General features: G+C 75.6%; 11 protein-coding genes. 7 read left to right on the top strand and 4 right to left on the bottom strand.

Features of this window, described 5'->3' with window-relative positions; all coding sequences use genetic code 11:
• The first annotated feature begins 58 nt into the window (after positions 1–58).
• The 3 genes from ACIQTO_RS30740 (at position 59) to ACIQTO_RS30750 (ending at position 1,704) form a co-directional block, all read left to right on the top strand.
• Positions 59–805, top strand: a complete 747-nt coding sequence (locus ACIQTO_RS30740; protein ID WP_402394845.1) for an AzlC family ABC transporter permease — start codon at positions 59–61, stop codon at positions 803–805.
• Positions 805–1,113 (top strand): AzlD domain-containing protein, encoded by a 309-nt coding sequence (locus ACIQTO_RS30745; protein ID WP_402394848.1) that lies wholly within the window; start codon positions 805–807, stop codon positions 1,111–1,113. The genes ACIQTO_RS30740 and ACIQTO_RS30745 overlap by 1 nt, the downstream gene beginning before the upstream one ends.
• A gap of 117 nt (positions 1,114–1,230) precedes the next feature.
• Positions 1,231–1,704 (top strand): MarR family transcriptional regulator, encoded by a 474-nt coding sequence (locus ACIQTO_RS30750; protein ID WP_402394850.1) that lies wholly within the window; start codon positions 1,231–1,233, stop codon positions 1,702–1,704.
• Here the strand turns inward: ACIQTO_RS30750 and ACIQTO_RS30755 are convergent.
• Positions 1,683–2,051, bottom strand: a complete 369-nt coding sequence (locus tag ACIQTO_RS30755; RefSeq protein ID WP_402394852.1) for a hypothetical protein — start codon at positions 2,049–2,051, stop codon at positions 1,683–1,685. The genes ACIQTO_RS30750 and ACIQTO_RS30755 overlap by 22 nt on opposite strands.
• 43 nt (positions 2,052–2,094) lie before the next feature.
• Positions 2,095–2,649 carry a GNAT family N-acetyltransferase gene (locus ACIQTO_RS30760; RefSeq protein ID WP_402394855.1) on the bottom strand — a complete coding sequence of 185 codons (555 nt, stop codon included), beginning with the start codon at positions 2,647–2,649 and terminating at the stop codon, positions 2,095–2,097.
• Between the two features lie 117 nt (positions 2,650–2,766).
• Between ACIQTO_RS30760 and ACIQTO_RS30765 the strand changes: the two genes are divergently transcribed.
• The 4 genes from ACIQTO_RS30765 (at position 2,767) to ACIQTO_RS30780 (ending at position 7,340) form a co-directional block, all read left to right on the top strand.
• Positions 2,767–3,945, top strand: coding sequence for an acyl-CoA dehydrogenase family protein (locus ACIQTO_RS30765; RefSeq protein WP_402394857.1), 1,179 nt, complete (start codon positions 2,767–2,769; stop codon positions 3,943–3,945).
• 338 nt (positions 3,946–4,283) lie between these two features.
• Entirely contained in the window at positions 4,284–5,162 is an 879-nt protein-coding gene (locus tag ACIQTO_RS30770; RefSeq protein ID WP_402394860.1) for an alkaline phosphatase family protein, read from the top strand.
• A 260-nt stretch (positions 5,163–5,422) separates the two neighbouring features.
• A complete protein-coding gene (locus ACIQTO_RS30775) occupies positions 5,423–5,893 on the top strand; it encodes a hypothetical protein (RefSeq protein WP_402394861.1) in 471 nt (156 codons plus the stop codon).
• A 157-nt stretch (positions 5,894–6,050) separates the two neighbouring features.
• On the top strand, positions 6,051–7,340 hold the full coding sequence (locus tag ACIQTO_RS30780) for a multidrug effflux MFS transporter (RefSeq protein ID WP_402394863.1): 1,290 nt from the start codon (positions 6,051–6,053) through the stop codon (positions 7,338–7,340).
• A 362-nt stretch (positions 7,341–7,702) separates the two neighbouring features.
• Here ACIQTO_RS30780 and ACIQTO_RS30785 read toward each other — a convergent pair whose 3' ends face one another.
• Together ACIQTO_RS30785 and ACIQTO_RS30790 are read right to left on the bottom strand one after the other, a co-directional pair.
• Positions 7,703–8,848 (bottom strand): hypothetical protein, encoded by a 1,146-nt coding sequence (locus ACIQTO_RS30785; protein WP_402394866.1) that lies wholly within the window; start codon positions 8,846–8,848, stop codon positions 7,703–7,705.
• Between the two features lie 144 nt (positions 8,849–8,992).
• On the bottom strand, positions 8,993–9,522 hold a 530-nt coding region (locus ACIQTO_RS30790; RefSeq protein WP_402394869.1), incomplete at its 5' end, for a carbohydrate binding domain-containing protein.

Genomic DNA, 9,522 nt, shown 5'->3' on the forward strand with positions numbered 1-9,522 from the left:
CCACAGGTCCAGGCGTTCGCCTTGACGAACGACACCCATCGGGTTCACTCTACTGGACATGCGTTCGCTCCTCCGAACACTCGACCGTGCCACCCTGCGGGACATCGCCCTGGTCTGTGTCGCCGACGCCCTGGTCGGCGCCTCCTTCGGCGCCATCAGCGTCTCCGGCGGCCTGCCGCTCTGGCTGCCGATCGCCATGTCGGTGCTCGTCTTCGCCGGCGGCGCCCAGTTCGCGGCCGTCGGGGTCGTCCTCTCCGGCGGCGGGGTGCTCGCCGCCGTCGCGACCGGACTGGTGCTCAACGCCCGCCTGCTGCCCTTCGGTTTCACCGTCGCCGACGTGCTCGACGGCCCGTGGTGGCGGCGGCTGCTCGGCGCCCAGCTGATGACCGACGAATCGGTCGCCTTCGCCCTGCTCCAGCCCGACCGGCGCCGCCGCCGGGCCGCGTTCTGGCTCTGCGGCCTGGCCCTGTTCGTGGTCTGGAACGCCGCCGTCGTGCTCGGCGCGGCGGCCGGCGGCCTCCTCGGCGACACCGACGCCCTCGGGCTCGACGCCGCCTTCCCGGCCGTGCTGCTCGCCCTCGTCCTGCCCTCGCTCACCGACCGGCGCACCCGGGCCGCCGCCCTGGCCGGCGCCGTCGTCGCGGTCGCCGCCACGCCGTACCTGCCGGCCGGCCTGCCCGTGCTGCTCGCCCTCCTCGGCCTGCTGCTCGCCGGCCGCGGCCCGAGCGGCCCCGGCGGCCGGGAGCCGGCCGAGCCCGGTGCCGCCGCACCGGGCCCCGCCCCCGCCGTCGAGGGAGTCCGCTGATGCCGCTGCTCGCCGTCCTCCTGCTGGCCGCCGGCACCTACGCGTTCCGCCTCGCCGGCCCGGCCCTCGGCCACCGCCTCACCCTCTCCGGCCGGCTGCGCCACCTGCTCGCGGTGGCCGCCGCCGTGCTGCTGGTCGCGCTCGTCGCCACCGGCGCCCTCACCCAGGGCCACGGCTTCGCCGGCTGGGCCCGGCCGGCCGGCGTCCTGGTCGCCGGGCTGCTCGCGCTGCGCCGCGCGCCGTTCCCGGTCGTCGTGGTGGCGGGGGCCGCGACCACCGCCCTCCTGCGGCTCTGCGGAGTCGCCTGAGCCGCTCCGGCCACCACTGACGGTGCGTCATGGTGGCGGCCGGGCTTGACGTCAAGCGGACTTCAGCTTCTAGCGTGACGGCATCGCCCGAGCCCGCTCACCGGAGGTCCACCCGCCATGACCGTTCACCTGCGCGACTACCCCGAGGCCCGTCTCGCCGCCCAGCCGATCGGCTACTGGGCCGATGCCACCGCCCGGCTCGTCCTCGCCCGGATCCGGGGCGAACTCGCCGAGGAGCGGCTCACCCAGCCCCAGTGGTGGTGCCTCAACCACATCGCCGGCGCACCCGGCGGCTGGCAGCGCGCCGCACTGGCCGACAAGCTGCGCCCGTACACCGTCGGCATCGTCCCCGCCGTCGACTTCGACCTGGTCCTCGACGACCTGCTGGACCGGGGCCGGCTCACCGAGGACGCGAACGGTCTCACCCTCACCGAGGCCGGCGAGGCCGGCCGGCAGCGGGCCCACCACCGCCTCGCCGCCGCCCACGAGCAGATCCACGACGGCATCACGCCCGCCGAATGGGCCGCCGCGCTCAATGTGCTGCGCCGCATGGTCGCCAACCTCGGCGGCTACGCCGACCTGCCCTCCTGACCCGCCCCGCCGGCCGGCGGGACGGGTCGGCCCCGGTCGGTGCTGCCGAGGCGCTCCTGCTGGATCTCGGGCCGCTCGCTGTCCCAGAGCAACTCCCAGACCCGGAACACGCAGTGGTAGTCCCGCATGCTCCCCTTGGAGATCAGCAGATAGGTGTCGCCGTCCCGGAGCAGCGTGCGCCGGCGGCTGTTGAACGGGTGCTGCGGGGTGTACGCCGGGACGAGCCGACGGAGCTCGGCGAGCGCCTCCTCGCGGCTGCCCTCGATCTCGGCCAGCACGTTGGTGCCCCAGATCCGGTCGTTGCCGACACCCTCGGTCTCCTCGGCGACCAGTGCCCAGCGCGTCATGCTCCACCCCTCGTTCGGATTCCCGTGCGGACTGCCGAAACGATCACCCTAGTGCCGGCGCGGTGTCAGCCGGGGCCGGGAGGGTCTTGAAGAAGAGGGTGGTCGGGTGGGACACGCCCGCCGGGTCGGTCGCGTAGTCGGGTACGGTGCCCACCCTGGTCCAGCCCGCCGACTCGTACATCCGCTCGGCGGGGCTCCCCGTCTCGGTGTCCAGTACCAGCAGCCGCAGGCCATGTCCGGCGCCCGCCGCTTCGAGTGCCGCCAGCAGCCGGCCGGCCAGCCGCTGCCCCCGGTCCGCCCGGTGGACCATCAGTTTGGCCACCTCGCCCCGGTGCCGGCCGTTGGCGCTCGCCGCCGGGCGCAGCTGGACCGTCCCGGCGATCCGGCCGTCGGCCTCCGCGCGGGCCGCCCACAGCAGCAGCCGCCCCGCCGCCACGTCCGGGGCCAGCGACCGCCACCAGGCGGTCGCCTCGGCGGGGTCGAGCGGCGCGAGGAAGCCCAGCGAGGCGCCGGCCCCCACGGTGTCCACCAGCAGTCCGGCCAGTTGTTCCGCCGAGTCCGTCAGCGCGTCCGCCGTCAGCCGCTCAATTGTGTACATGCTCACTCCCTCGCTCCCGTCCGGAGGCCGGCTCCGTGCGGAATACTCGCCGGTACCGCCGCGGCCGCTACCCGTACCGGCCCGGCCCGGTGCCCGCCGAGACTACAAGGAGCTTCCATGGCGAAGCCGACCCGGATCGACCCGGCCGACCTGCTCGCCGTCGGTGACCTGCTGACCGACGAGGAGCGGCTGATCCGCGACACCGTGCGGAAGTTCGCCGACGAGCGGATCCGCCCGCACATCGGCGACTGGTTCGAACGCGGTGTCTTCCCGGCCCGCGAGCTGGCCCCCGAACTGGGTGCCCTCGGTGTGCTCGGCATGCACCTCGACGGCTACGGCTGCACCGGCTCCACGGCCGTCGCCTACGGGGTCGCCTGCATGGAGCTGGAGGCCGCCGACTCCGGGCTGCGCAGCTTCGTCTCCGTCCAGGGCTCGCTCGCGATGCGCTCGATCCACGCCTACGGCTCGGAGGAGCAGAAGCGGCGCTGGCTGCCGGGCATGGCCGCCGGTGAGCTGATCGGCTGCTTCGGCCTCACCGAACCGGACTTCGGCTCCGACCCGGCCAACATGCGGACCAGGGCCCGGCGCAGGGGCGGCGACTGGGTGCTCTCCGGCTCCAAGATGTGGATCACCAACGGCAGTGTCTCGGACGTCGCCGTCGTCTGGGCGCAGACCGAGGACGGCGTCCGGGGCTTCCTGGTCGAGCCCGGCACCCCCGGCTTCACCGCCACCGACGTGCACGGCAAACTGTCGCTGCGCGCCTCGGTCACCAGCGAACTGGTCTTCGACGAGGTCGTACTGCCCGCCGACGCCGTACTGCCCGGCGTCACCGGTCTGCGCGGGCCGCTGTCCTCGCTGGGCGAGGCCCGCTACGGGATCCTCTGGGGCACCGTCGGCGCCGCCCGCGACTGCTACACCACCGCCCTCGACTACGCCGGCAGCCGGGTCCAGTTCGACCGGCCGATCGCCGGCTTCCAGCTCACCCAGCAGAAGCTGGTCGAGATGATGCTGGAGGTGGAGAAGGCCTACCTGGTCGCGCTGCGGATCGGCCGCCTCAAGGACGAGGGCGCCGCCCGCCCGGCGCACATCAGCTTCGGCAAGCTCAACAACGTGCGCGCCGCGCTGGAGATCGCCCGCAGCGCCCGCACGGTCCTCGGTGCCAACGGCATCACCACCGAGTACCCGGTCCTGCGGCACGCCAACAACCTGGAGTCGGTGCTCACCTACGAGGGGACGAGCGAGATCCACACCCTGGTCCTCGGCGAGGCCATCACCGGCGAGTCGGCCTACCGCTGACCGCAGCCGGCGGCCCGGCCGGCCCCGAAACCCGGCGGACCGGCACCTCCGTCCTTCTCACCCAGGCCGCTGCCGCGCGCGGCAGCGGCCTGGCGACCGCCGAGTTCGCCCGGCCCGGCCGTCCGCGACGGCCTCGCCGGGCGGCCCGTCCACGGCCGGGCACGGTCGGAGCGGCCCCGGCGGTCCGGCGGGGAGGTCCGGCAGGCGTCCGACACTGCCCGGACACCCGTCGTTCCACTCGGCGACACCGTTCGGTACGGCGGGCCGTGCAGCATGACGCGACCGGTGGCGCCCGTGCGGGCACGGCCGGGACGCACCGCGAAAGGAACCGCCTCACCATGCCCACAGCTCCGCCGCCCCGGCCGAGGGTCCTCGTCGTCGGGATCGACGGTGTCCGGTACGACCTGCTGGACGAGGTCCCGCTGCCCCGGCTCGCGGAGGTGGCCGGGGCCGGGTTCCTGGCGCCCGTCACGGTGGCGGAGTCCACGCCCACCATGTCCGGCCCCTGCTGGGCCACCATCGTCACCGGTGTCGAGCCCGCCAAGCACGGTGTCTGGGGCAACCACCTGGGCGGCAACCGGCTCGACGTCTTCCCCGACTTCGCCACCCGCCTCGCCCGGGGCGACCGCCGCCGCACCTTCGTGGCCGCCGGCTGGGACCCGCTGGTGATCAACGAGTCGGGCGGCCCGCTGTTCCGCGCTCCCGGCCGGCTCTGCTACGTCGCCCCCGCCGAGGACACCCCCGAGGCCTGGGAGGCCGTCGACGAGGAGGTCACCCGGGAGGCCGTGCACGTCCTCGCGACCGCCGACCCGGAGGCCTCCTTCGTCTACCTCGGCGCCGTCGACGAGACCGCCCACTTCCTCGGCTGCGGCGCCGAGTACCGAGCCGCGATGCGCGCCGCCGACGAGCGCCTCGGCCGGCTGCTCGACGCGGTGCGCGACCGGTCCGGCCACGCCGACGAGGCGTGGACGGTCATCGTCGTCACCGACCACGGCCATGTCGACGCCGGCGGGCACGGCGGCCGCACCCCCGAGGAGCGCACCGCCTGGGTGGCCTGCGCCGGCCCCGGCATCCCCGCCGCCCCTCCCGCGGGGGAGATCCGCCACCCGGACGTCGCCGCCCAGGTGTACGCCTCGCTCGGTCGGCCGATCGACCCGCACTGGACTCTGGACGGCCGGCCGTTCCCGGTCGCCGTCCCCGTTCCGGCGGGTCACTGACCCCGCCGCGGGCCCGCGAACGGGCCGCACACGGGGCCCCGGAGGGGGAGAACCCCGAGACGCCGACGCCGCGTGTACCCCTGAAGGTGGAGACCGTACCCCCAAGGTCGCAGGTGCGGTCGCGACCTCGTGGTGACGCCGCGGCAGGCCACGGCGGGTCAGGATGGAGTGACCCCGGTGGACCGGGCACCGGACGCGCGACGCCGGGCACCGGGGACGGGACCGAACAGGGAGAGGGCAGGGCGGGCATGAACGGCATCGTGAGCAAGGTCGTACTCGGAGTCGCGGGCACGGGCATGGCCGTCGCCGTCGCGGCCGTGGCGGTCGGCCCGCGGGTCTCCGACTGGTACGACGGACGCCACCAGGAGCAGGCCAGCTACACCACCGGCAGCGCGGCCAAGGCCGACCACCACCCGGTACCGGCCTGGCTGCCCGACAACGCGTCCGCCATCCAGTACCTGAGGTCGACCACCGGCGACGACCGCCTGCTGCGGGCCACCCTGCCGGACGGGCGGCTGCCCGCCGGCTGCGTCACCGCCCAGCCGGGCAAGACCGCCCACCCGGTACCGGCCGCGCTGAAGGCCGGCTGGTTCCCGGCGGGCGTCTCCGCGAAGACCACCGGCGCGTGCGGGCACTACAACGTCACCCTGACGGGCAACCAGCTCTACGCCTGGCAGGACGGGGCCGCCGTCCAGGCCGCCCTGCGCGCCCAGCCGCCCGCCAAGCACTGAGCCACCGGGCACCGGCCCGGGCGTCGAGCGGCCCGAGGCCGGGCCGCCGGGCACCGGCCCGAGTGGGCCGCGCGGCCCACCCCGGGTATCGCCGGGCCGGGCCGCTGGGGTAGGACGGAGCGTGGACAAACCCAGCGCCCGCCCCGTGAGGAGCCCCATGCCCGGTCCGACCGCCGGTCCCGCCGGCGAGACGCCGACCGCTCCGGCCACCCAGGCCGCCGCCTCCGGCCGGACCGCCGCCGCCCCGGGCCGCGCCACCGTCGCCGTGCTCGGCGGTCTGGTCGCCCTCGGTCCGCTCACCACCGACCTCTACCTGCCCGGCCTGCCGGTGATCGCCGACGACTTCGCCGCCGAACCGGCCGCGGTCCAGCTCACCCTGACCTTCTCGATGTTCGGCGTCGCCGCCGGCCAGCTGATCTTCGGACCGCTCAGCGACCGCTTCGGCCGCCGCCCGCCGCTGCTCGTCGGCCTGGTCGTCTACACCCTGGCGAGCATCCTGTGCGTGCTCGCCCCCACCCTGCCGGTCCTGATCGCGGCCCGCTTCGTGCAGGGCGCCGCCGGCGCGGCCGGCCTGGTCATCGGCCGCGCCGTCGCGCGGGACCGCTTCGAGGGCGTCGCGATGCTCCGCTTCCTGGCCTCGATCAGCCTGATATCCGGCCTCGCCCCGATCCTGGCCCCGGTCGTCGGCGCCCAACTGCTGCGCGTCACCTCCTGGCGCGGCACCTTCGGCGCCCTCACCGCGCTCGGCCTGCTGCTCACCCTGATCGCCTTCGCGGGCCTGCGCGAGACCCTGCCGCCGGCGGCCCGCCACGGTGGCGGGCTCGTCGCCACGCTGCGCACCATGAAGGGGCTCCTGCGGGACCTGCCGTTCCTCGGTCTCGTCCTGACCAGCACCTTCGCGTTCGGCGCGCTGTTCGGCTACATCAGCGGCTCGTCGGTGGTGCTCCAGCACGTCTACCACGTCTCGCCGCAGACCTACAGTCTGCTGTTCGGCCTCAACTCGTTCGCCATCGTGGGCGTCACCCAGCTGAACGGACGGGTGCTCGCCCGCCGGTTCACGGCCCGCGCGCTGATGCTGGCCGGTCTCGGTACGGCGGTCGCCGCGGGGGTGGCGCTGGTCCTGCTCACGGCGGTCTGGGATCTCGGCCTGGCCGGGGTCTGCCCGGCACTCTTCGTCCTGATGGGCAGCCTCGGAGTGATCCTCCCGAACTCCGCCGCCCAGGCGCTCAGCCTGGTCGCCCCGCAGGCCGCCGGCTCCGCCTCCGCCCTCATCGGGACCGGTACGTTCCTTTGCGGCGCCCTGGTCGCACCGCTCAGCAGCCTCGGCGGCAGCCCGTCCGCGGTCCTCCTCGCGGTGGTCGTCCTGGCCTGCGCCGTCCTGTCCGCGGCCGCCTACCTGGCCCTCTGCCGCCCCGCGCGCCCCGTCGCGGTCGGCCGGGCCGCCTGAGGCTGCCCACCGCCGCCGGGGGCTTCCTCGTACAGTTCCGCGGTGGGCCCGCCCCGGACCAGCTGCTGGCACATGTGGACCGCGTCGACGCGGCTGCCGCGTGGGCGGAGGAACACCGCCCCGCATGGTTCGGCTGTGATCCCCTGCCGCTCCACGCCTTCGACTGCAGCGGGGAGCTGCCGACCTACACCCGGCACGGCGTCCCGGTCTCCCCCCTGCGGCTGTCCGACGCGCCGGCCGTCATCGCGGACGTCGCGGCCCTGGTCGAGCTGAACAGGGCGGTGGGAGAGACCTGGACGATCCACCTCGACGAGGGATGGGTGTGGGCGGGAAGCAGGGGCGCGTCGCCGATCGCGTCGCTGTCAGACGCCGACGGCGGCCTGGCCGCGGGCGAGCAGGCGGGCACGGGCGTAGGCGGCGAGCTCGGGACCGGCGGCCGTCGCGGCGGCGTCCTGGGTGGTGCCGCCGGGGCGGTAGGTGCCCGACACCGTGTAGTAGCCGTAGCGGCCGATCGTCGTATGGGTGTTGGCGCAGCCGGCCGACACGCACCAGGCGATGCCGCCGGGCGTGGTCAGGCCCTGGACCTGGCCCTTGTGGGCCTGGCCGGCGGCGTCCGCCTGCGGTTTGTGGTCGAAGACGGCCACCCCGACGGTGACGGCGCTGTCGCCGGAGGTGTACGTCGCGCGCAGCAGCTTGCGGCAGGCCTGGCCGCTGATCACGTCGCCCAGGCCGCCGGTGGTGGCCTGCCAGCAGGTGTCCGTGCTGCCGGTGGCGACGCGGGTCCAGGTGCGGCCGCCGACGGAGAGGCTCGGGGCGGCGAACAGGGCGCCCGGGTCGAGCGGAGCGGTGTCGGTCGCGGCCTCGGAGATGACCGTCGGCGGATCGCGCGGCGCGCTGCTGGTCGGCGCGGGTGCGGCGGCGGGCGGTGCGGCCGGCGGCGCGGCGGGCGGGGGAGCGCCCTGGGTGGCGCTCGCGGCGGGTTTGCCGGGGGTGGTGGCGGCGCCGCTCGGTCGGCCGCCGGACTTGCCGGGGGAGGGGGCCGTGGACGGACTGCCGGGGGCGGAGGCGCCGGGGGAGGGCGTTCCGGTCGGCGCGGTGGTGGGCGTGGGCGTCCCGTCGGCGGCGGGGCCGGCGGGTGCGGTGGCCGGGTCGGTGGTGGGGCCGGGCTGGAGGGTGACGGTGCCGGTGGGGCGGTCGTCCCGGCCGCTGCCGGACACCTTGATGGCCGTCGCCGTCATCCCGCCGATCAGGGCGGTCGCGAGCACGCTGGCGCCGATCACCCGCAGGCGCTTCCTGCGTCGGATCTCCTCGTCGTGCTGCTCGGCCAGGGCGGCCCAGTCGGGCGTGTGCGGGGAGGCGGGCCCGGTGAGGTAGGGCGAGCCGCCGGTGTACTGCGCGTGGGCGGTCGGGCCGGCAGGCGGCGGGGCCGGCGCTGTCCCGGCCGGTGGGGGGACGGCTGCCCCGCCGGGTGTTCGCGTGCTGTCCGTGGTCCCCGCCCCGTCCGTCATGGTCGGTGATCCTATGACATGACCGATGGGACGGGAGCGGTCACGGTGACGCTCCCGCCCCACCCCGGGTGAACGGCCGCCGGGGGCGGCGCGACGGGGAGGTCGCGCCGCCCCCGGCGGGACGGTGGGGTGTCAGGGGAGGGGTCAGGCGATGCCGAAGTCGTCGCCGTAGACGTTGCCCTGGCCGTACCAGCCGTGCAGGTACACCGTCACGGTGCCGGAGGCGCCGGTGGTGAACGGGACGGTCAGCTTGGTCCAGCCGGCGGCGTTCGTCCAGGTGCTGGCGGTGGCGCCGCCGCTCACGCCGAGGTAGGCGTAGTTGCCCTGGACCCAGCCGCTCAGCGTGTACGAGGTGTTGGGCGACAGCGTCACGGTTTGCGCGCACTGGCCGGTCTGGCCGCCGGTCGCCGCGGCCTGCAGGGCGTACGAGCCCGAGTGGGCCGGGGTGGAGACCACCGCGCCGCCGCTCTGGCAGGTCCACGGGGCGAGGCTGCCCGTCTCCAGGCCGCCGTTCACCAGGCCGCCGGGCGGGGTGACCCCGGTGACCGTCAGGTTGTAGCTGCCGGTGTGGGTGCCCGAGGCCCCGCTGCCGGTGATGGTGAGCGGGTACGTGCCCGCTGCGGCCGAGGCGGAGGTGGTGATGTTCAGGGTGGCGGTGCCGCCGGCGGTGACGC

The organism is Kitasatospora sp. NPDC091207, assembly GCF_044768625.1.
Lineage (GTDB): Bacteria > Actinomycetota > Actinomycetes > Streptomycetales > Streptomycetaceae > Kitasatospora.